This window comes from Halorubrum hochsteinianum (assembly GCF_023702125.1).
Lineage (GTDB): Archaea > Halobacteriota > Halobacteria > Halobacteriales > Haloferacaceae > Halorubrum > Halorubrum hochsteinianum.
The window spans coordinates 387,907-409,168 of sequence record NZ_CP098415.1; the positions used below are offsets into that span (position 1 = coordinate 387,907).

Consider the following 21,262-nt stretch of genomic DNA (forward strand, 5'->3'; position numbering starts at 1 on the left):
TTTGGGCGCGCGGTCGGTATCGCGGGCATGACCGACGCCGAGACGATCGCGGACCTGCGGACCGCCGCCGACTACCAGTTCGGGGCCGGCGCGGGCGAGGCCCTGTTCCCGCCGGACGACCTACTCACCGTGCGCCGGTCGAGCGGCGGTCGCCCCCGACAGGTGATCGACGGCGACGTCGACGACACGCCCGGCAGCAGCGAGGGCGACCGCCTCGTCTCGTACGGCACCGACGGGCGGTTCACCCTCGGGCTCGCGGGCGGGCAACGCCTCCACGCCGCGTTCGCCGCCCCGCGACACCGGATGGTCGTCGGCGAGGAGAGCGAGCCGTTCGTGCGCGAGGGGCGAAACACGTTCGCGAAGTTCGTGACCGCGGCCGACGACGGGATCCGCCCCGGCGACGAGGTGCTCGTCGTCGACGAGACGGACGCGATATTCGGTGTCGGCCGCGCCGAACTCTCGGGCAGAGAGGCCGAACAGCTCGGCTCCGGCGTCGCCGTGAAGACGCGCGACGGGAACCCCGCGGACGACGACTGACACTGTTATTCCGCGGTGGCGCGCGCCTCCGAGCGGTCGCCCCCGGCGGCCGCGAGGAGCGCGTGCGAGGGAGTCGCTGGCCCCGGAGCGAAGCGGAGGGTGCCAGCGACGAGGCTGGGGAGGCGTGAGGTGCGGGGCTGTTGCTGGGCGGGACTCGAAGGGGCAGCCGCGAGGCGGGCAGAGGCGACGTAAGGACCGCAACGAGGGAGCGACAGCGACTGAGTGAGGACCGCAGCGAGCGTCTGTCCGCCTCGCGGCTGGGGCTTCGGCGGTCGTGTTCTCGGCAGCAACTGCGTGTAGCCGGGTGGCCGAGATGCCGGTCCACCCTGTCACCGACCACGACGATACGCTCGAACCCGCTTATAAGAACGCCGCCACGCCGAGCGCCTCGATCAGCGGCACGCCCGCGACGACCGACCCGATCAGGTAACCGCCGATCGCGCCGCCATTTAAGAGGGGGAGCCCCGCGTGCGGGCGTCCCTTTATCACCCACCGCATGAGGACGAGCAGGCCCGCGAGGGTGCCGACCATCGCGAGCAGCGCGGGGAGGTTCACCCCGAGGAGCGGGACCGCGAGGTCCGGGGCCGACGAGAACGTCGCCGCGCTCGCGATCAGCACGGTCGGGATGACGGCGTCGCCGAGCCCGATGAAGAAGGCGTCGCGGTCGCCGGGTTCGGCCGGCTCCGCGGGGTCTCCCCCCTCGTTTACATCGCCCTCGGCGTCCGAAGCGCCCTCAACGTCCCCGTCCGATCCCCCGTCGTCGCCGACTCCGGCGGCCTCGTCGCTCGCGGTCTCGCCGTCGAGCAGCGAGTACGACAGCGACAGCGGGATCACCAGCACGACGGGGATGTTGAGGTCCATGATCCCCTCGGCGAGCGACAGCATGTGCTCGGTGCCGTACACCGAGATGGCGTCGTAGACGGCGAGCACGGCGAGCAGCAGCAGCGCGGGCAGCAGCCCGAAGGAGATACCGAACAGCCCGGCCGCGCCCGCCCCCATCAGCACGCCCGCGGTGTCTATCACGTACCACTCCGGGTGAACGAGCAGGCCGGCCCCGACCGCGAGCGCCGGCACCGCGGCCGCGAGCGGCGGGACGAGCGCCGAGAAGACGTACCACGAGAGGTACGCGGAGACGCCGACGATCAGCAGGCGGATCGCCCCGTCGAGGTCGTAGCGGAACGCCGCGAGCATCAGCCCGGTCATCGCGACGATGGCGGCGACGTACACGAGACTGTTCGCGGGGTTGTCGGGGTTCTCGACCGCCTGGTAGCCGCTCTCGGCGAACTCCGGGACCAGCGCCAGCGCGCCCAGTTGGACGGCGAGGAACAGCCCGACCACGAAGGCGACGCCGCGGTACTCGCGGGGGAACATTCGACCGCCGGTTCGGCGGCCGGGGGCTTCGTCCTTGCGCTTCCGGGCCGCGAACGGCGAGACCGTCGGCTCCCGGTCGGAGGCACGGCGCGACAGAAACGGGTCCGGGCTCGGTGTGGGAGCGGGTGGGCCCGAACCCAAGCCGGCGGACGACGGACGGTGGAAGCGAGTGGCCGACCGGCCCGCCCCGGAGGGGATGGGGCCGGTCGGATTCGTCCGCGGCGTTTACTCTCTCCGGCGACTGACGTAAGAACGTACCGCTCAAATTATCGATTCGGATACTCGCGTCGCGGCGGCGGGATCCCGGCCGCGCCGTCCCCGAACGAACTCGCACAGTCGCGAGGGAACGAGCGATAGCGGTGGCGACCGCCGGCGGACGGACCCGGCGAAGCGCGGACGGATACGAGGTGCGGAGAGGCGCGGGACGCGGAACGAGCCGAAGCGGGGAACGAGCCGAAGCGGGGAACGCGACCGGAGACGGAACTGAACGGGAAGTGGCAGAACTGAACGGGAGGCGGCGGAAAGGGGTGGACGAAAGGCGAACGGAGAGGTGGTGGGAGGCGGGCGGACGGGCGGCGGCCGGACAGCGGACCCCCAGGCTGTCGTCGGCGACGCCGCCCGGGTGGTCGGGACGGGCGCGCGGATTGTCAGCGCCGAACTCCAACGAGAAAAGCGTCGGACTTCGGCATCCGATCGTACGTGCCTCAGGGGTATAAATATGTGAGATCCGGTCGCGGACCGATTCACCGACGGTCCCGGAGCGCCGGGAACTCCTCGCGGACCGCGGCGACCCGCTCGGGGTCCACCGTCGCGGCGACGACCCCGGGGTCGTCGCCGACCGACGCGAGCGCGGTCCCCCACGGGTCGTACACCGCGCTCCGGCCGCAGAGGGCGTCGTCGCCGAACTCGCCGCTCCCGTTGACGGCGGCGACGTACGCGAGGTTCTCGATGGCCCGCGCGCGGCCGAGCGTCCGCCAGTGTTCGATCCGCGGGTAGGGCCACGCGCTCGGCACCAGCACGCACTCGACGCCCGCGTCGACCATCGCGCGGAACTGCTCCGGGAACCGGAGGTCGTAGCAGGTCGTCACGCCGACCGTGACGCCCGCGACCTCCGTCACCGGCGTCCGCTCGCCGGGGACCATCCGGTCAGTCTCCTCGGAGCCGTACCCGAACAGGTGCCGCTTCCGGTAGACGAGGCGACGCTCGCCGTCGGCGTCGAACAGCACCGCGGCGTTCGCGAGGCCGGACTCCGCCGGCACGTCGATCCCGTCCGCCGCCGACGCCGACAGGTCCTCGACGACCGTCCCCGCGAGCACCGCCACGTCGTGGTCGTCGGCCGCGGCGGCGAACCGGGCGAGGCGGTCGCCCGCGAGGCTCTCGGCGGCCCGGCCGTACGAGTCGAACGCGAAGTAGCCCACGTCGAACAGTTCGGGGAGGACGACGAGGTCGGCTCCCTCGTCGGCGGCCGCCGCGACCCGGTCGAGCGCGCGGTCGACGTTCTCCGCGACCGCGCCCCCCTCGACTTCCAACTGGACGCCGGCGAGCCTCATGCCGGCGAGGCCAGCGAGGCCCGGAGCGCGTCTTCGAGGTTGTCCAGTTCGGCGTCGAAGTTCCGCTTGAAGAACGACTCGACGCCCGGGAGCCGCCCGTCGACCACGAACTCGTTGGCGAGGCGACAGCCGCCGTCGTCGGTCTCGGTGATCTCGTGTTCGCCGGTGACTCGGAACGCGCGGGACTTCCCGACGAACTTCACCCGGTTGGGGGCGTCGCGCTCGACCTCCTCCGTCTCCACGTCGATGGTCGAGCGGATCATCGGTATCGGCAGCGCGACGTGCCAGGTCGCGCTCCCGTCGTCGTGGACCTCGAAGGAGTCGACCACGCTGATCGCGCCCGCGCGCTGCTCCGCGTCCGAGATGAACGCCCACACGTCGGCCGGCGGCGCGTCGAACTCGAACGTCCGCGAGACTCGAACGGTCATACGATCCCGTTTGGGGCTACGGGGGTTAAAAATGCGCGTCGGCGGAGTCGGGGGCGGAGAACGCGGCGGGGCGGGCTCTCACCCGTCCGGCGTCACGCGCCAGGTCGTCGACTTGGCGCGGCCCCACTTCTCGATGTCGACATCGTCCGACTTCTCGGCGAGACGGGGGAGCCGCGATCCCACCTGCTTGGCGGTGAGACCGATCGCGTCGGCGATCGTCTTCGAGCGAACGTACCGCTCGCCACGGGTGACGCTGTCCGTGAGGTACGCGAGGATCCGCTGTTCCTCCTCGGTGTACTCGCTCATTGACGGATATACGGGTCTGACGCTCTTAACGGTTTCTCGTTTTCCGGAGCGGACGCCGACGACGCCGCGGAGAGAGACCGATCCGGCGGCCGGCGGAGACGGCGCGGAGAGCCGGTCAGTCGAACAGTTGAACCGCGCCGACGGCGAGCGTCGCGAAGACGAACGCGCCCGCGAATCCCCACGCCTTTCCGAGCTGTCCCGGGTACGCCAGCATCACCGCGGCACCGACGACCGCGATGGCACCGAGCGCCAGCGCGACGCCGACCTCCTTGTCCGATTCGATGGAACCCTCGCTCATACGAACCGCTTCGCGGGGGACCACTTAGTTCATGCGAACCGAGCGGCGCGGCCGGCGGCAGAGGCTCGGCGGCGGACGGTCGTCGAGAAGAAGTCGCCCTCGGGGGCGACGGCCCGCGCGCCTCAGATGATCTCGACGTGTTCGGACGCCTCGTTGAGCGCGAGGTTCGCCGCGATCTCGGCGTTCCGCATGGCGTACTCCGCGGTGTGCTGGAGGCTGACCAGCACCTCGCGGGTCATCAGCAGCGTCTCGTTGTCCAGGTCGTTCGGGAGCTCGTCGAGGATCTCCTGTTCGCGGTCTTCGAGCCGCGAGAACAGGTCGCGGCATTCGACGGTGAGGTCGTAGTCGCGCTCGACGACGGCCCGGACCGCGAGCGCGGTCAGGTCGTCGACCTGATCGGTGAACTCGCGGATCTGGCGCATCGTCGCGCTGTCGACGTCGAGCGTGTGCCCGTCGGCCTCCATCACGATCTCGGCGATGTCCTCCGCGTTGTCGGCGGTGAGTTCGAGGTTCTTCGCGACGGAGCGGTACCCGATCAGCGGGAAGCCCTCCTCCAGACCAACCGCGCGGGCGAGGTTCGGGTTCTGGTAGGCGGTGAAGATGAGCCGGAGCAGGAGGACGAATATCTTGTTCGCCTGCCGCTCGCGGTTGAGCGCGCGCTGCGCGAGGTCGGGGTTGCCGTGCGCGAGCGCCTTCACGGCCTCGCCGCGCATCGTCGAGCCGGTGTTCTCTAACCGTTCGAGCAGGTTGTCGAGGGTGAAGTCTTCGGGGTCGACCGAACAGCGGATCGAGATGTCCTCCGGCGTCTCCTCGATGACGCCGAGGCCCATCAGTTGCGTCTCGGCTTTGTACACCGCGTTGATGTGCTCGCTGTCGAGGGTCCCCTCGCTGCGGACGTGGATCACGCGCCGGCCGAGCACGTACTGCGCGACGATGGCGCGTTCGAGCGAGCGCGCGTCGAGGCCGTCGGCGTTGATCACCGCCTCCGACTCCTCGCTGCTCACCGACTCGGGTAACACCGTGAGCGTCCCTTTGCCTCCCATCCGCAGCGACACCTCGTCGCCTTTGTTCACGCCGTGTTCCTGCGCCCACTCGGCCGGGAGCGTCATCGCCAGCGTCGACGGCCCCAACCGTTGGACCTTCCGCGTTTCCATGCGCGACCGTATCGCGGGATAGACCTTAACGTTGTTCCCATGTTCATTATACGCTTCCCCGGATATACAAGGAAAATTCCCGATCGGCGTTCCTCGCGTGGCCGCGCGACCGACCGCGGCGGCGAGCGATACGTCTCGGCGACGGACGGCTCGCGGAGGGACGGACGACTCGCAGGGGGACGGACGGCTCGCGGGGGGACGGACGGCTCGCGTGGCGGCGAACGATCCGCGCGCTTATGTCGGTCAGGCGGGGATAACAGGTATGACCGAGCGGGTACTCGTCGTCGACGACTCCTCCTTCCAGCGAACCGTCGTCCGGGATGCGCTGGCGGACCGGTTCGAGGTCGTCGGCGAGGCGGAAAACGGGGCAGAGGCGGTCGAACTCTTCGAGGCGTACGAGCCAGACGCGGTGTCGATGGACGTCGTGATGCCGGAGATGACCGGTATCGAGGCCACGGCCGCGATCAAGGACCGCTGGCCGGACGCGGTGATCGTGATGTGCACGAGCGTCGACCAGCAGGAGAAGATGATGGAGGCGGTGAAGGCGGGTGCCGACGGCTACGTGACGAAGCCCGTCGACGCGGAGGAGTTGGTCGGCGAGTTCGAGAGCCACCTCGGATAGCTCTGTAGTCGCACCGCGTCGCGGGGTTCCGACGGGACCGAACGACCGGTGAATCGTCGAGTCAGGCCGGATCGAACGACCGGAGAATCGTCGCGAGCGCGCTCGCCAACTCCTCGAACCGGTCGATCTCCATCGAGTCGGTCGTCAGCCACACGCCGTGGCCGCCGGCGATCACCCGCGTGAGGTAGCCGTTCTCGAACACGCGCACGGTGAACCGGTAGTCGCCCAGCTGCGTGTCCGCGTACAGCGACTGCGCGCGGAACCCCTGTCGCTCGTTCTCCGCGAAGCCGACCAGGTCCGCGGTCCGGCTCAGGTCGCTGCGGAGGTACAGCTGTTCGACGTCGTCTTCGGTGAAGTACGTGAGGCTCCGGAGCTCGTCGCCCGTCGCGGTGCGGGCCGCGCTGAGGAGCTCGTCGGTCCGTTCGGTCGGTGGATGTGACATACGACCACGATCAATGCTCACACACATGAGCGTGTGGGTGGCCGGGCCGGAGCCGATGGCGGTGGTCGGGCGGGGTCCGCGACGGCCGAGAGGGACAGAGTTTAGCGACTGCCGGGTGATCGCTCGTCTGATGAGCGAGTACGACGACGTCTGCGTCCTGTTGCCGACGATGAACGAGGCCGAGACGGTCGCACGCGTCGTCACGGACTTCCGCGACGCCGGCTTCGATCGGCTCCTCGTGATCGACGGCGGCTCGGCGGACGAGACCCGGTCGATCGCCCGGGAGGCCGGCGCGCGCGTCGTCGAGCAGTCGGGGCGCGGGAAGGGGCAGGCCGTCAGGGAGGCGGTCCGGGACCACGTGGACGCGTCGTACGTGCTGATGGCCGACGCCGACGCCACCTACGACGCCGGGGACGCGGCGGCGATGCTCGACCCCCTCCTCGACGGCGACGCCGACCACGTCATCGGGAACCGGTTCGCCGACATGCGGCCGGGGGCGATGACGCGGCTGAACCGGATCGGGAACCGCCTGATCAACCTCGCGTTTCGGGCGATCCACCGCGAGAACTACCGCGACATCCTCTCGGGATACCGCGCGTTCACCCGCGAGTCGTTCGAGCGACTCCACCTCACCGCGGACGGGTTCGGCATCGAGACCGAGATGGCCGTCGAGTGCGTGAAGAACCGCCTCTCGGTGTCGGTGGTGCCGGTCACGTACCGGGAGCGTCCCGGCGGCTCGGCGACGAACCTCCACCCGATTCGGGACGGCGGCGTGATCTTCCTGGAGCTGTACCGCAAGGCGAAGACGAACAACCCCCTGTTCTACTTCGGGAGCGCCGGGGTGGCGTCGACCGCGGCGGGGATCCTGTTGGCGGCGTTCGTGCTGTACCGGTACCTCGCGTTCGGGATCAGCCACGAGGTGATCGCCGTCGGCGCGGTCGGGGCGACGATCCTCGGGATCCAGCTGCTCGTCTTCGGCGTCCTCGCCGATATGATCCACTCGCTCCACGTGGAGCAGATCGAGCGGTACGAACGGGCGGTCGACGACCGGGCGGCCCGGCGTCCGTCGGAGGTCGAGGAACGCGACGCCGCCGAGGGCCGCGGCCCCGATGCCCGCGGCGGGGAGTCCGCGCGCCGCGAGGGGCCGGGCGACGCACGCGACTGACCGACGGTAGGGTCCCGGCGGCCGACGGTCTGCGGGCGGTGCGTCCGGGATACCATCGCTTTTGTCGCTCCGGGGACTTCCTCGGGTATGAGCTCCCGTGGCACGTCGTTTCGAGACAGGATCCGCGAACCGGAGTACACCGGGGAGAACCGCTGCGTTCCGTGTACCGTGCTGAACGTGGCGCTCGCCGCGGCGCTGACCGTGGCGTCAGCGGCCTTCGGCCCGGTGGCCGCGGCGGCCGTGCTGGTCGCGTCGCTGGGGAGCATCTACTACCGAGGCTACCTGGTCCCCGGCACGCCGGAACTCACGAAGCGGTACCTCCCCGACCGCGTGCTCCGCCTGTTCGGGAAGGCCCCCGAGGGCCCCCGAGACGGGTGGGAGGAGGCCGGGCGGTCCGGCGAGGTGACGGTGACCACGTTCGAGGCGGACCAGAGCGCCGACGGCGTGACCGAGGTCGACGCCGGGTCCGCCGCCGAAGTTTCCGACGGGTCCGCGGACGAGGCCGAGGACCGATCCGCGGAACAGACCGAGGAGTCGCCCGCGGACGACGAACCGGAGTTCGAGACGGTGGAACGGATCCGCGACCAGCGCGAGAACGCCGTGGATCCGACCGAGCTCCTGCTCGACATCGGCGTCGTCGAACCGACGGAGGACGGCGCGGACCTCGTCTTCGAGGAGGAGTTCGCCGATGCGGTCGAGTCGCGCGTCTCGTCGCTCGAACGGGCGGACGTGCGGGCGGAGACGCTCGCCGAAATGTTCGGCGTGAGCCCGGACGACGTCGCCTTCGAGGACCGGGAGTACCCCGCGGTGACGGTCTTACGGCGCGTTCGGAAGTGGCCCGGCGACGGCGCGTACCTCGCGGACGTGGCGGCGCACCTCGCGCTCGTCGAGCGCACCGACCGGTGGCTCGACGTGCCGGCCGAACAGCGGCTCTCCATCCTCCAGTCGCTCCGGTCGTTCCTCTCCTCGTGTCCGGTCTGCGGCGGCGAGGTCGCCGCGACCGCGGACACCGTCGAGTCCTGCTGTATGGCCCACGAGGTGATCGCGATCCGGTGTGAGGGCTGCGGCGAACACGTCCTCGAACTCGAACCGGAGAAGATCGCGACGCCGGGCGAGGACACCGGGATCACGCCGTAGGCCGTCCCGAGCGACCCATTATCCCATCTCGACCCGCGGGTCGAGGTACCCGTACGCCATGTCCTGAACGACGTTCCCGACCACGCCGACGCCGATGACGACGACGGTCCCGCCGAGCAACACCGGGAGGTCTCGGGCGGCGACCGCCCGCAGGAGCAGGAGTCCGAACCCCTCGATGCCGAACAGGGCCTCGATCACGAACGTCGAGAGCACGAGCAGCCCCAGCGCCTCGGTGAACAGCATCGAGAAGAACGGGATCGCGGCGTTCCGCAGGACGTGGGCGGCGACGCGGTACCCGGACGCGCCCTTGGCCCTGACGAGCGAGACGAACTCCGCCGCGGCGTACTCCCGCGAGTGGGCGCGGGAGTAGCTGACGTAGCCGCCGAGCAGCGCGGCGAACGCCAGTCCGATCGGGAGCAGGTGGTCGAAGACGAACGGCGGCGGGTCCAGCCGGCCGTCGACGGTGAACGAGAAGGCCATTCCGCCGAGCCAGAAGCCCGGGAGCGCGAAGAGGAGGTACGCCGCCGCGACGCCGGCGGACCCGACGCGGCGCTCCGGGTACAGCGCGGCGACCGTCCCTATCGAGACCCCGCAGACGACGGCCAGAGCGAGGGCCGGAACGACGTACGCGGCCGTCCGGGCCGCCGCGTCCATCACGAGCGGGAACACCGGTTCGCCGGAGGCGAGGGAACTCCCCCAGTCGAGCGTGACCATGTTCCCGAGCCAGTCGGCGTACACCTCTATCAGCGGCCTGTCGAGTCCGCGCGCGGCGAAGTACTCCGCTCTGATCGCCGCGAGCGCCTCGGGGTCGCTCTCGCCGCCGTACCTAGCGAGCCCGATCTGACCGGACAACACCCAGTCCTCGGTGAGCGTGAACAGCGCGAATATCGTCGTGAGGACGACCCACGAGGTCGCGAGCCCCATCGCCGCCCGCTTCGCGAGGATCCGGAGGGGGTTCACGAGATCCCACCCCCGTTCGACGCTCGCGTCGTCGGACGAGGGGTCCGTGGGAGACCGGAGGGCGACGAGGGCTTTGGGAACGGTTCGGAGGGCACGTTTGCGGACACCACGACCGGGAGGACATTAAATCACGTGCGTACCCGCCGCGCCCGTCGTCGGTCCGCCGCGGCCGACGGACGAGGCGCGGGGCGGGACCGCGGATCGGTGAGGTGGTTTTAACCGCCGTCCGTCGATACTACGGGCAACCCTCCACATGCCGCCGACAGAAGACGAGCCGCGGTTCGAAGGCCTCGATTGGGACGAGATTCAGCGCTCGAAGCGGACCGTCACCGCCGAGCGAGCCGTGCTGGCGACCGGCGCGACCCTCCTCGCGCTCGGCGTCGCGTATCAGGCGTCGTCGCCGGGGCTGTACCTCGTCGGGGACTGGCGGCCGGTCGCGCTCGACTGGGTGTTCCTCCTCGCCGCGACGGTGCTCGCGGCGTACGGCGTCGTCCCGCTGGCGAAGCGGCTCCGACGGCGACCCGTCTCGCTCCGCGACCTCGTTCGGCGGCGGCCCGGTGTGGCCCTCTCGGGCGCGTTCGTCGCCGGCCTCCTCGCCGTCGGTCTCGTCGGCCCGGCTCTGGGCGGGTCGCCCCCGCTCCGGTTCCAACACGCGTTCCACCCGCCCGTCGGGTTCGCCAGCACCGTTCCGCCGCAGGAGTGTCTCGGCGTCGAGACGGGCGGCGCGTTCGATCGGGTGTGTCACGGGTCGTGGGCGTACCCGCTCGGCACGAACAAGCGCGGCCACCCGCTCGGGTTCCTGCTCGTCGAGGGCGCTCGGACCGCGGCGTACGTGACCGTCATCTCGGCCGCGTTCATCGTCCCGCTCGCCGCGGCGGTCGGCGTCGTCGCCGGGGTCCGCGGCGGCGTCGTCGACGACCTGCTGTCGTCGTACGTCGACGTTCAGCTGTGCATTCCCGCGCTGCTCCTGTACTTCGTCGGCTACGCCTACTACGGTCCCTCGCTGCTCCTGCTGCTCGCGACGTTCGGACTGCTGAGCTGGGGCGGGATCGCCCGACTGGTCCGCAGCGAAGTGATCCAGCGCCGCGAGGAGGGGTACGTGCTGGTCGCGCGGAGCCTCGGGGCGTCGGGCGCGTACGTCGCCCGACGGCACATCCTCCCGAACAGCACGAACACGCTCGTCCCGGCGACGTTTCAGCTGCTCGCGCTGTTCGTCCTCGTCGAGGCGGGCGTCGCCTTCCTCGGGTTCCACGAGATCGGCACCTACTCGTGGGGGTCGACGATCAGCGAGTCGATCAACGCCGCGGTCGCCGGACAGCTACAGGAGCACGCCGACCAGCCGGCGTACAAGATCTGGTGGGTGTCGTCGCTTCCGGCCGCCGCGCTGACGGCGACGCTCGTCGCGTTCAAGACGCTGGGAGACGGCGTCCGGGACGCCCTTGACCCCCGAGGTGACCGCTCGTGACGCCGCGCCGCGACGGGAGCAACGGGAGCCCGCTCCTCTCCGTGCGCGACCTTCGGACCCGGATCCGGACCGACGACGGGTGGCACCACGCGGTCGACGGGGTGAGCTTCGACGTCGAGCGCGGCGAGACGGTGTGTCTGGTCGGCGAGTCCGGCAGCGGCAAGAGCGTCACGTGCGAGTCGCTCACCGGTCTCGTCCCGCAGCCGCCGGCCGAGGTGTCGTCCGACGGGGTCGCGTTCGACGGGGAGTCGGTCGCCGACCGGTCGGAGGCGGAGTTGCGGTCGATCCGCGGGCGGCGGATCGCGCACGTGTTCCAGAACCCGCAGAGCGCGCTCGACCCGGTGTACACCGTCGGGAAGCAGGTGACGGAGCCGATACGGATCCACGAGGACGTGAGCCGGTCGGGCGCGCGGGACCGCGCCGTCGACCTGCTGCGGCGGGTCGGCATCCCGCGGGCGGCCGAGCGGCTCGACAGCTACCCGCACGAGTTCTCCGGCGGGATGCGACAGCGGATCGCCATCGCGGTCGCGCTGTCGGGGGACCCGGACCTGCTGATCGCCGACGAGCCGACGACCGCGGTCGACGTCACGGTCCAGGCGCGGCTGCTCGACCTGTTCCGGTCGATCGTCGGCGACGGGACGAGCGTGCTGCTCGTGACCCACGACCTGCGGGTCGTCGCCGCCGTCGCCGACCGCGTGCTGGTGATGTACGGCGGCACGATAGTCGAGCGCGGCCCGGTCGGGGCGGTGTTCGACGCTCCCTCGCACCCGTACACGCAGGCGCTGTTCGACAGCTACGGGACGGGCGACCGGGCCGCCGTCGCGGAGCGGACCGCCCGCGGCGGGATCCCGACCGACGGCTGCCGGTTCCGCGCGGAGTGCCCGCACGCGGTCGAGGAGTGCGCCGGCGGCGCGCAGCCGGCGTTCCACGCGGTCGGCGACTCGCCCGACCACGCGGCGTCGTGCGTTCACTACGGCCCGGAGGGAGACCCGTCGGCGATCCGCGAGAACGCGACCTCGCCGGTCGAGAGCCGAGCGGAGCGGGAGTCGCGGCGGTCGGCCGTCGACCGGTCGGCGACCTCGGCCCCGGAGACGGAGGGCGAGCGGCGATGAGCGGCGAGCCGATCTGCTCGGTCCGGGGGGTAGAGAAGCACTACCCGATCACCCGCGGGCTGCTCCGGCGCGAGGTCGGCCGGGTCCGCGCCGTCGACGGAGTGAGCTTCGACGTCGAGCGCGGCGAGGCCCTCGGGATCGTCGGGGAGTCGGGGAGCGGCAAGACGACGACGGCCCACGCGCTCTTGGGACTGGAGGAGCCGACGGCCGGCGAGGTCCGCTTCGAGGGCGACCCGGTCTCGGAGCTGACCGGGGCGGACCGACAGGATTTCCGCCGGCGCACGCAGCTTATCGTTCAGGACCCGAACGACGCGCTCGACCCGCGGATGACGGTCGGCGAGGCGGTGGCGGAACCCCTCAAGATCCACGGGCTCGACGACGCCGAGCGGCGGCGCGCGGTCGTCGCCGACATCCTCGAACGCGTCGGGCTGTCCGCGGACGACCTGAACCGATACCCGCACGAGTTCTCCGGCGGCGAGAAACAGCGGATCTCGATCGCGCGGGCGCTCGTCGTCAGCCCCGACCTCATCGTCGCAGACGAGCCGACGAGCGCGCTCGACGCCCGAGTGCGGTCCGAGATACTCGACCTCTTGGACCGGGTCCGGCGCGAGTTCGACATCGCCCTCCTCTTTATCAGCCACGACCTCGACGTCGTCCGTCGGAACTGTGACCGGGTGGCGGTGATGTACCTCGGCGAGATCGTCGAGCGCGGCGCGACCGAGAGCGTGCTGGCGGACCCGGCCCACCCCTACACGCGGGTGTTGCTCTCCTCCGTCCCCTCCCTCGACCCGACAGACCGAGCGCTCGATCGGCCGCTGACCGACACCGTCCCGGACCCGAGCGACCCGCCGTCGGGGTGCCGGTTCCACCCCCGGTGTCCGGACGTGATCCCCCCGGCGGACCTCTCGGTGCCCGCGGAGACGTGGCGAGCGATCGCCGAGTTCAGGTTCTCCGTTCAGGCGGGAGAGCTCCCGGAGGACGCGGTGGGAGACCCCGGAACGGACGATCCCGGGGGCGACGCCGAGGACCCCGCGGCGGCGGTCCGGGAGGCCGTCGGTCTCGGGGCCGAGCTCCCCGACCCCGACGCGGAGGCCGCGGTCGACGACGCGGCCCGGAGGCTCGCGGACGGCGACGTCGACGCCGCCGACGAAGCGCTGGCGGCGGCCTTCCCGAGCGTCTGCGAGCGCGAGACGCCGGCAGCCGTCGAGCGGCCGACCGTGGACGAAGGAGAACGGCGGAAATCCGGAAGCGTCAGCTGTCTCCGGCACGGCCGAGAGAGCGCAGGAGCGGTCCGGTCGGACGGAAACGGCGATTAGCGGACGATCCGCACCGTCGTCTCGTCCGTCAGACCGCGCTCCTCGGCGTCCGTCGCGTTGATCGCGGCACCGATGGTGTAGCTTCCGACGCCCGCCGGCTCCCACTCGCTGTCGGAGACCCTGAACAGCTGGTCCCACCGCTTCCGGAACTCCTTGCGTTCGCCGCGGTCGAACGAGAGCGTCCCCTCCTCGTCCGGCGGGTCTCGGATCGGGACCTCGGCGGCCTCGACGTTGCCGTCGACGGTCCACTCCCAGAGGAGCGGGGAGACGGTCGGGACCGATATCGGCACCGGCAGGCGGTTGCGGAGGGTCACGCGGAACGGGACCGGTTCGCCGACCTCGTACTCGTCGTCGTCCGTCTCCACGGACACCGAGATCGGGAGGTGCCGGAAGCGCCGGGGGATCAGGAGGTCGCTCAGCGTCGACGACGGGACCGACCGGAGCGCCTGAAGCTTGGTCTGTCGCTCCTTCTCCGACGGCGCGTGAGCCTCCTCGTCGTCGCGGTGGAGGGCGTTCGACTCGTAGATCCGACGCATTGGCAGCGTTACGGGGAGCGATGGATAAAGAGTTACGCAGGAGGGCGCTCGGCGCGGCCGAGTCCGAGCGGGGGTCGCGGTCTCGGCTACGCCGCGTTACCGAAGGTCTCCCGCTCGGAGTCGAACCGGTCGTCGAACCGGAGACACGAGATGTGGTGGTCGTCGCTCACCGCGTACGCGCCCGGCTCGTGCGTCGAGCAGGGCGTGGTGAACGCGTCTTCCAGGGTCGTCGCCGCCGCCGACAGCTCCTCGTCGGCGAGCAGGTCGATCGCCTCCGAGACCGCGGCCTCCGCGTCGTCGTCGGAGAGCCGATCCGGGAGGTCGAACTCGGTGCGGACCATCCGGCCGAACTCCTCGCGCGACGCGTCCGTCGGGTCGAGCCGCGACCCCTCGGTGTCGCTCTCGAGCTCCGCCGTCACCGACCCGACCGAGTCCGCCTCCCGCGTCCGGAGCTTCAGGTCCATGACCGACCGCCACGCCTCCTGCGGGAGGTCGTAGTCGGCGTCGCGGATCACCTTCGGACACCGGGTGTGGAACCGGCAGCCCGACGGCGGGTCGAGCGGGGACGGAACGGTCCCCGACAGGAAGATCTGCTCGCCCTCCCACAGCGGGTCCGGTTCGGGGATCGCCGAGAGGAGCGCCTCCGAGTAGGGGTGGTAAGGTGGCTCGAACACCTCTTCCGTCGGCGCGATCTCCGCGATCTCGCCGAGGTACATCACCGCGATCCGGTCGGAGATGTGTTCGACGACGCTGAGGTCGTGCGCGATGAACACGTACGAGAGGCCGAACTCCTCCTGTAGGTTCTCCATGAGGTTGAGGATCTGCGCCTGAACGCTCACGTCGAGCGCGGACACCGGCTCGTCGCAGACGATCACCTCCGGGTCGACGGCGAGCGCGCGGGCGATCCCGATCCGCTGGCGCTGGCCCCCGGAGAACTCGTGCGGGTAGCGGTTCGCGTGGCTCGGGTTCAGGCCGACCGTTTCGAGCAGTTCGTAGATCCGCTCTTTCCGCTCCTCGCCGCTCGCGATGTCGTGGATGTCGAGCGGCTCGCCGATGATGTCGCCCACAGTCATCCGCGGGTTCAGGCTGGAGAACGGGTCCTGGAAGATGTACTGGACGTCCTTCCGGAGGTTGCGGAGGTCGGAGCTGGACAGCTCCGTGATGTCCTCGCCCTTGTAGTAGACGGAGCCGCCCGTCGGTTCGACCAGCCGGAGCATGCTCCGGCCGAGCGTCGTCTTCCCGCACCCGGACTCGCCGACGACGCCGAGCGTCTCGCCCTCGTGGAGTTCGAGGTCGACGCCGTCGACCGCCTTCACCCACTGCGACCGGCCGAGGAGCTTGTCGACGAACCCGCCGGTCGAGTCGTAGTACTTCTCTAGCCCCTCGACGCGGAGGATCGGCTCGGCGCTACTCATCGCGATCACCCTCTACGTACCCCGCGGCCGCGCCGTCCGCCGGCCCGGTCGTCTCGACGGAGTACGTGAGCCCCTGCGAGAGCCCCTCCGTGTACTCGAGACAAGCTGCGGCGTGTTCCGTGTCGAGCGTCGCCTCCGCCCCCGACTCCACGTCGGTGAGCGGCGGCTCCTTGCGCGTGCACTTCTCCTCGGCGAACGGACAGCGCGGGTGGAAGCTACACCCGGAGGGGAGCTCGACGAGGTCGGGCATCACGCCCGGGATCGTCTGGAGCCGCTCCCGCTTGTCGTTGACGCGGGGGATCGAGCTCATGAGCCCGACCGTGTACGGGTGTTTCGGGTCGTAGTACAGCTCCTCGACGGGAGCCTTCTCGACGGGTTTCCCGGCGTACATCACCATGACGCGGTCGCACACCTCGGCGATGACGCCGAGGTCGTGGGTGATGAGCTGGATCGCCGTGTCGAACTCGTCGGCCAGCTCCCTGAGCTCGTCTAAGATCTGCGCCTCGATGGTCACGTCGAGCGCGGTCGTCGGCTCGTCCGCGACGATCAGGTCGGGGTCACACGAGAGGGCCATCGCGATGATCGCCCGCTGTTGCATCCCGCCGGAGAACTCGTGCGGGTAGTCGGAGAACCGCTCTTCGGCCTCCGGGATGCCGACGCGGTCGAGCAGCTGGATCGTTCGCGCCTTCGCCTCCTCGGACGAGTAGTCGAGGTGGTGTTCGATCGCCTCCGCGATCTGGCCGCCCACCGTGTACACCGGATTGAGCGCCGTCTGCGCGTCCTGGAAGATCATCGAGATCTCGTCGCCGCGGATCGAGCGGATCTCCGACTCGGACATCTCCAGCAAGTTCTCGCCTTTGAACAGGATCTCGCCGCTCTCGATCTGGCCCGGACTGTCGATCAGCCGCAGCACGGAGAGCGCCGTGACGCTTTTGCCCGCGCCGCTCTCGCCGACCACGCCGAACTTCTCGCCGCGCTCGATGCGGTACGAGAGGTCGTCGACGGCGGTCACCACGCCCTCTTGGGTGTAGAAGCGGACGGTGAGGTCCTTCACTTCCAGCAGCGCCATCAGTCCTCACCCCCGCGGCCGACACCGGTCTGCTGTGCGTCCAGTGCGTCGTTGATACCGTCGCCGATCATGTTCATTGACATCACGAAGATGAAGATCGCCCCACCGGGGTACACGGTCGCCCACCAGGGGATCTGACCGCCGGGCCCCTGAATGAGCGTCGACCGCGTGGCGTTCAGCATGGTGCCCCACTCGGCCGAACTGGGGTCTAACCCGAGTCCGAGGAAGCCGAGCGCGGCGACGCCGATGACGACGCTCCCGATGTTGAGCGACGCCAGCACGATGAGCGGCGGCATCGCGTTGGGAGCGATGTGTCTGAAGACGACCGAGCGGTCGCGCGCGCCGAGCGCCTTCGCCGCCATCACGTACTCGTTCTCCTTGATCTTCAGCACTTCCCCTCTCACCAGACGGCCGTACCCGGCCCAGCCGAAGAGGCTGAACGCTAAGACGAGCTGCCAGTAGCCGCCGCCGAGGATGGCGACGATGATGAGCGCCAGGATGAGCCCGGGGAACGCGAAGATGGTGTCGACGATCCGCATCATCAGCTCGTCGACGTTGCCGCCGTAGTAGCCGGAGATGGAGCCGTAGATCAGCCCGAACGACGCCGTGAGTCCGACGACGATGAACCCGATCGAGAGGCTGTACCGGCCGCCGACGAGGAGCCGCGAGAACAGGTCGCGGCCGGAGCCGTCGACGCCCATCGGGTACTGCCACGACGGCGGGTCGTACACCTCGACGCTCGGGTCGACGCCCAGATACAGGATCGTCGTCGGGTCGTACGGAGCCAGCGAGAACGGCTGGACGACGACGCCGAACATCTCGATGGGACGCGCGAAGAACGCGGCCAGCGCCATCAGGACGACGATGACGAGCGCGCCCATCGCGGAGCGGTTCCGCTTGAACTTCCGGAAGCCGCGCCGCCAGCGGCCGACGGTTTCGCCGCTCGATTCGTCGGTCCAGTCGGACATCGGCTCTCGGTCTCTGACGCGGTCCGAATCGAATCCCGAGATGCGGATCCGGCCGCGTTCGTCGTGAGTTTGTCGGTCAGTCATATCGGATCCTCGGGTCAAGCGCCGCGTACACGATGTCGGCGACGAGGTTCGCGAGAATGACGAAGAACCCGGTAAAGAGGGTGATCGCCATGACGACGTTGATCTCTCGCTGGTTGATGGCGTCGATGAACTCCCGTCCGAGCCCCGGCCAGTTGAACACGACCTCCACGACGACCGAGCCGGCCACGATAGAGGCCGTGAGCGTCGCCGCGAGCGTGACGACCGAGATCAGGGAGTTCCGCAGCACGTGTTTGAGAATCACCGTGCGCTCGGGGAGCCCCTTCGCGCGGGCGGCGGTGACGTACTCCTTGTTCAGTTCCTCCGTCATCGACGTCCGCATCACGCGCATGATGCTCGCCGCCGAGGCGGTCCCGATGGTGATCCCCGGGAGGATGAGATACCGCAGCATCTCCGGGGAGATGAGCGACGATCTCGACGGCGCTAACACCGGGAAGAGACCCAGATACAGCGAGAATATCAGGATCAACATCAGGCCGAGCCAGAAGTTCGGGATCGAGATCCCGGACAGCGCGAGGAAGCGGCTGACGGTGTCGCCGAGCTGGTCTTTGTTGACCGCCGCGTAGACTCCCGCCGGGATGGCGATGATGAGCGCGAACGCCCAGCCGAAGAGACCGAGCGCGATGGTCTCGGGGAGCCGCCGCCACACGATGTCGGAGACCTCGCGCCCCGTCTGGAGCTCCTGTCCGAAGTCGCCGACGAGCACGTTCGAGATCCAGTCCAGGTACTGCTCCCAGACGGGGCCCGAGAGCCCCCAGCGTTCGCGGAGCGCGGCCTCTTCGGCCGCCGTCACGTCCGGGTTCAACGCGACGAGTTGGGTGACCGGGTCGCCGGGAGTCAGGTGGAACATCCCGAAGGTGATCACCGACACCCCGAACATGATCGGGATTATTGATAGCGTTCGCTTCAGTATGAAACGTTGGAGACTCATCGTTGCGTGGTTACCGTGGTGGGTTCAGCTGTCAGTAGATGTAATGCGGTCATTCGTGTGGTCGAAACGGGGTGTTCGCGGAGCGTCAGTTGTCCGCGGCGACCTGTTCAAGCAGCTCTTCGGCGCGCTCAACGTTGTACTCGTTCATCGGTCGGAGCTCCTCCTCCAGAGCCTCGGCGTCGGCGGTCCCGCTCCCCTGCGCCAACTGCGGGATCGGAGTCCAAGCCGGTCGACCGTAGCCGCTGAACACGTTCTCGACGATCCGCTCGCGGGGGATCAGGTGATTGATCGCCTGCCGGAGGCGGGCGTCGTCGAACGGCGCGACGTTGACCGGGTACTGGATATACTCGTAGCCGCCCGTCTCGACGCTGTAGACGAGGAACTCCTCCGAGGAGTCGAAGTCGTCGAGCGTCGACGTGTTGATTCCGTACGTGGAGTCGATCTCGCCGTTCTGAAGCGCTCCGGACCGGGTGGAGTCGTCGGGGACGATCTCGACCTCGAACCCGTCGATGACCGGTCCGTCGGGGAAGTCGCTGGAGCCGTCGAACCAGCTGAACGCCTCGCTGACGCCCTTCTGTTCGGTCCAGTAGTTGTCGAACTTCGTGACCTCGTAGTACTGGGCGTCCTCGAACTCGGAGAACTCGTAGGGGCCCGTCCCGATCGGGGTGTTACCCTCGCGCGGGTCGATGTTGCCCTTCTCGACCTCCTCGATCTGCGTGGCGTTGAGGATGAGCGGCGAGGGGAGCTCGCGCTCGGCCTCGGCGTCGGCGACCTGCGCGTACAGGTCGACCGTGTACTCGTCGACCTGGACCGCGGTCAAAAGCGAGTCGAACGTCTGTGCGGAGATGTCCGAGTTCTCGACGTACTCGAAGGTCGCGACCACGTCCTCCGCGGTGAGTTCGTCGCCGTTGTGGAACTCGACCCCCTCCTGGAGGTTGTACCGGTACTGCATCCCGTAGGTGCCGTCCTCGACCGCCTCGGCGGCGTCGTCGGGGAGCAGGACACGGACCTCGTCGTCTTCGGCGGGGTTGTCTTCCGGGTGCGGGACGACGACCTGCTCGTCCGTGTCGATCGCGCCCTCCTCGGTGGTGCCGACCGTCGACATGTAGTCCGCGTACGCGGTCCGGTCGATGTCCTGCGTGTCGCGGAGTTCGTAGCTCTCGGCGAGCCACGGGTAGACGTTACCCTGCGCGTCGTTTGCGGTCAGCCCCTCGTAGATGAACCCCTGCGCCAGCGTCGAGGTCGTGTCGGTGCTGTGCGGGGGGTCGAAGGACTCGATGTTCGCGCCCACCGCGAGCGACAGCGTGCCGCCCTCGGAGAGGTCCGAGAGGTCGGAGTCGCCCGCGGCGTTCTCGCGGTCGACCCACATGATCTGCTCGTCCTGCGGCGCGAACATGTTGTAGCTGTACATCCCCTCCTGGAAGGGCCACATCTCGAATCCGTGGAGGTCCGTGTTCGAGACGGAGGTGGCGAGGTTGAAGTGGGTGATCGAGCTGTACCGCTCGTCCGCGAGGTAGTTCCAGACCTCGTCGTACCGCTCCGCGCGGAGTTCGGCGTCTTCGGCGACCTCGACGCCGTACCGAGCGGAGTCCATCAGGTCGTCCAGTTCGGAGTCGTTGATCCCGTTGAGGTTACAACACTGACCGACGTTGTCGGAGTGGTGGAGGGCGTTACAGAAGCTACCGGGGTTGAACGTTCCGGAGAGGCCGATACACGGAACGTACCCGTTGTTCTGGTATTCGGGGTCGAGGACGCGACCGACGTACGTGTTCCACTCGTACGTCTCGACGGTCGTGTTGAAGTAGCCGGTCTGCTCCATCGACTCGGCGATGAGCTCGACCATCTGAAGCCGGTCGCTGTTGTCGGCGTTGACTTCGAGCTGAACGTCGAGGGGGAAAAGCTCTCCATCGCCGCCGTCGCCGCCGTCACCGCCGTCGCCGCCGTCGCCGCCGTCGGATTGGCCGCCACACCCGGCCAGGCTGGCTGCGCCAGCCGCCCCGATGGTGGCGATAACGTTACGTCGATTGATGTTTTGGTTGGAATCGGATGCGTTGTGCCGACTTGGCATACCACATCGTACAACCGATTACTATAATATGTTACGATACGCCGAGAGAGTACGTTTAGAACGCATTATTGGCTGATTTTTGATTTATTCGAGCTTTTTAAGTACAAAATACAAATATTTGTGACTACAGAGCAACAATAAAGTATGAATAATCATTATAAAACACGGGTTCGTCCGGTCTCGGAGAGCGTGACCCCCGGAATTGATCGCTACCGATCCGCGGATATGACAGTTCTCCGAGCAGATCCAGAAATCGTGTCAAATACAGATTATACGTGTCCGGAGCCGTAGGCGACCCCTGTCGGTCCCG

21 protein-coding genes are annotated in these 21,262 nt (G+C 69.0%); 7 read left to right on the top strand and 14 right to left on the bottom strand.

The window, feature by feature from the left end:
- Positions 1–27: 27 nt before the first annotated feature.
- Positions 28–537 (top strand): PUA domain-containing protein, encoded by a 510-nt coding sequence (locus tag NAF06_RS01920; RefSeq protein WP_008581617.1) that lies wholly within the window; start codon positions 28–30, stop codon positions 535–537.
- A gap of 360 nt (positions 538–897) precedes the next feature.
- Here the strand turns inward: NAF06_RS01920 and NAF06_RS01925 are convergent, their stop codons facing one another.
- The 6 genes from NAF06_RS01925 to NAF06_RS01950 all read right to left on the bottom strand — a co-directional run bounded on the left by NAF06_RS01925 (position 898) and on the right by NAF06_RS01950 (position 5,644).
- Complete coding sequence (locus tag NAF06_RS01925; protein ID WP_008581618.1) at positions 898–1,908, bottom strand: presenilin family intramembrane aspartyl protease PSH; 1,011 nt, start codon at positions 1,906–1,908, stop codon at positions 898–900.
- Positions 1,909–2,651: 743 nt separating this feature from the next.
- Complete coding sequence (locus tag NAF06_RS01930) at positions 2,652–3,458, bottom strand: nitrilase-related carbon-nitrogen hydrolase (RefSeq protein ID WP_008581619.1); 807 nt, start codon at positions 3,456–3,458, stop codon at positions 2,652–2,654.
- A complete protein-coding gene (locus tag NAF06_RS01935) occupies positions 3,455–3,886 on the bottom strand; it encodes an SRPBCC family protein (RefSeq protein ID WP_008581620.1) in 432 nt (143 codons plus the stop codon). Before NAF06_RS01935 ends, NAF06_RS01930 begins: the two co-directional genes overlap by 4 nt.
- Before the next feature lie 78 nt (positions 3,887–3,964).
- A complete protein-coding gene (locus NAF06_RS01940; RefSeq protein ID WP_004598402.1) occupies positions 3,965–4,192 on the bottom strand; it encodes a DUF7123 family protein in 228 nt (75 codons plus the stop codon).
- Positions 4,193–4,307: 115 nt separating this feature from the next.
- Positions 4,308–4,490 carry a DUF7525 family protein gene (locus NAF06_RS01945; RefSeq protein WP_008581621.1) on the bottom strand — a complete coding sequence of 61 codons (183 nt, stop codon included), beginning with the start codon at positions 4,488–4,490 and terminating at the stop codon, positions 4,308–4,310.
- 122 nt (positions 4,491–4,612) lie between these two features.
- Complete coding sequence (locus tag NAF06_RS01950) at positions 4,613–5,644, bottom strand: phosphate signaling complex PhoU family protein (RefSeq protein ID WP_008581622.1); 1,032 nt, start codon at positions 5,642–5,644, stop codon at positions 4,613–4,615.
- Positions 5,645–5,906: 262 nt separating this feature from the next.
- Between NAF06_RS01950 and NAF06_RS01955 the strand changes: the two genes are divergently transcribed.
- On the top strand, positions 5,907–6,266 hold the full coding sequence (locus tag NAF06_RS01955) for a response regulator (RefSeq protein WP_006629705.1): 360 nt from the start codon (positions 5,907–5,909) through the stop codon (positions 6,264–6,266).
- A 61-nt stretch (positions 6,267–6,327) separates the two neighbouring features.
- On the opposite strand, the gene NAF06_RS01960 is transcribed toward NAF06_RS01955, so the two are convergent.
- Entirely contained in the window at positions 6,328–6,708 is a 381-nt protein-coding gene (locus NAF06_RS01960; RefSeq protein WP_006629706.1) for a DUF7522 family protein, read from the bottom strand.
- Positions 6,709–6,838: 130 nt separating this feature from the next.
- On the opposite strand from NAF06_RS01960, the gene aglJ reads away from it, so the two are divergent.
- Both aglJ and NAF06_RS01970 read left to right on the top strand, forming a co-directional pair.
- Positions 6,839–7,873, top strand: coding sequence for an S-layer glycoprotein N-glycosyltransferase AglJ (gene aglJ, locus NAF06_RS01965; protein ID WP_008581623.1), 1,035 nt, complete (start codon positions 6,839–6,841; stop codon positions 7,871–7,873).
- A gap of 87 nt (positions 7,874–7,960) precedes the next feature.
- Positions 7,961–9,010 (top strand): DUF8054 domain-containing protein, encoded by a 1,050-nt coding sequence (locus NAF06_RS01970; protein ID WP_008581624.1) that lies wholly within the window; start codon positions 7,961–7,963, stop codon positions 9,008–9,010.
- A gap of 18 nt (positions 9,011–9,028) precedes the next feature.
- Here NAF06_RS01970 and NAF06_RS01975 read toward each other — a convergent pair whose 3' ends face one another.
- Positions 9,029–9,970: an ABC transporter permease gene (locus NAF06_RS01975; RefSeq protein WP_008581625.1), complete on the bottom strand. Its 942-nt coding sequence runs from the start codon at positions 9,968–9,970 to the stop codon at positions 9,029–9,031.
- A gap of 253 nt (positions 9,971–10,223) precedes the next feature.
- Here NAF06_RS01975 and NAF06_RS01980 point away from each other — a divergent pair, with 253 nt between their 5' ends.
- From NAF06_RS01980 to NAF06_RS01990, 3 genes are read left to right on the top strand one after another with little or no spacing between them, the layout of a single operon-like run.
- Complete coding sequence (locus NAF06_RS01980) at positions 10,224–11,435, top strand: ABC transporter permease (RefSeq protein WP_008581626.1); 1,212 nt, start codon at positions 10,224–10,226, stop codon at positions 11,433–11,435.
- Positions 11,432–12,547: an ABC transporter ATP-binding protein gene (locus NAF06_RS01985; RefSeq protein ID WP_008581627.1), complete on the top strand. Its 1,116-nt coding sequence runs from the start codon at positions 11,432–11,434 to the stop codon at positions 12,545–12,547. Before NAF06_RS01980 ends, NAF06_RS01985 begins: the two co-directional genes overlap by 4 nt.
- Positions 12,544–13,863, top strand: a complete 1,320-nt coding sequence (locus NAF06_RS01990) for an ABC transporter ATP-binding protein (protein ID WP_008581628.1) — start codon at positions 12,544–12,546, stop codon at positions 13,861–13,863. The genes NAF06_RS01985 and NAF06_RS01990 overlap by 4 nt, the downstream gene beginning before the upstream one ends.
- Here NAF06_RS01990 and NAF06_RS01995 read toward each other — a convergent pair.
- From NAF06_RS01995 to NAF06_RS02020, 6 genes are all read right to left on the bottom strand, one after another.
- Positions 13,860–14,399 carry a DUF7974 family protein gene (locus NAF06_RS01995; protein WP_008581629.1) on the bottom strand — a complete coding sequence of 180 codons (540 nt, stop codon included), beginning with the start codon at positions 14,397–14,399 and terminating at the stop codon, positions 13,860–13,862. The genes NAF06_RS01990 and NAF06_RS01995 overlap by 4 nt on opposite strands.
- An 86-nt stretch (positions 14,400–14,485) precedes the next feature.
- The gene (locus tag NAF06_RS02000; protein WP_049908577.1) at positions 14,486–15,814 is read right to left on the bottom strand and encodes an ABC transporter ATP-binding protein; all 1,329 of its coding nucleotides are present in this window, start codon (positions 15,812–15,814) and stop codon (positions 14,486–14,488) included.
- Entirely contained in the window at positions 15,807–16,883 is a 1,077-nt protein-coding gene (locus NAF06_RS02005; RefSeq protein ID WP_008581631.1) for an ABC transporter ATP-binding protein, read from the bottom strand. The genes NAF06_RS02000 and NAF06_RS02005 overlap by 8 nt, the downstream gene beginning before the upstream one ends.
- A complete protein-coding gene (locus tag NAF06_RS02010; protein ID WP_008581632.1) occupies positions 16,883–17,935 on the bottom strand; it encodes an ABC transporter permease in 1,053 nt (350 codons plus the stop codon). Before NAF06_RS02010 ends, NAF06_RS02005 begins: the two co-directional genes overlap by 1 nt.
- The gene (locus tag NAF06_RS02015) at positions 17,928–18,833 is read right to left on the bottom strand and encodes an ABC transporter permease (protein ID WP_008581633.1); all 906 of its coding nucleotides are present in this window, start codon (positions 18,831–18,833) and stop codon (positions 17,928–17,930) included. Before NAF06_RS02015 ends, NAF06_RS02010 begins: the two co-directional genes overlap by 8 nt.
- A 136-nt stretch (positions 18,834–18,969) precedes the next feature.
- A complete protein-coding gene (locus NAF06_RS02020; protein ID WP_008581634.1) occupies positions 18,970–20,727 on the bottom strand; it encodes an ABC transporter substrate-binding protein in 1,758 nt (585 codons plus the stop codon).
- Positions 20,728–21,262 lie beyond the last annotated feature (535 nt).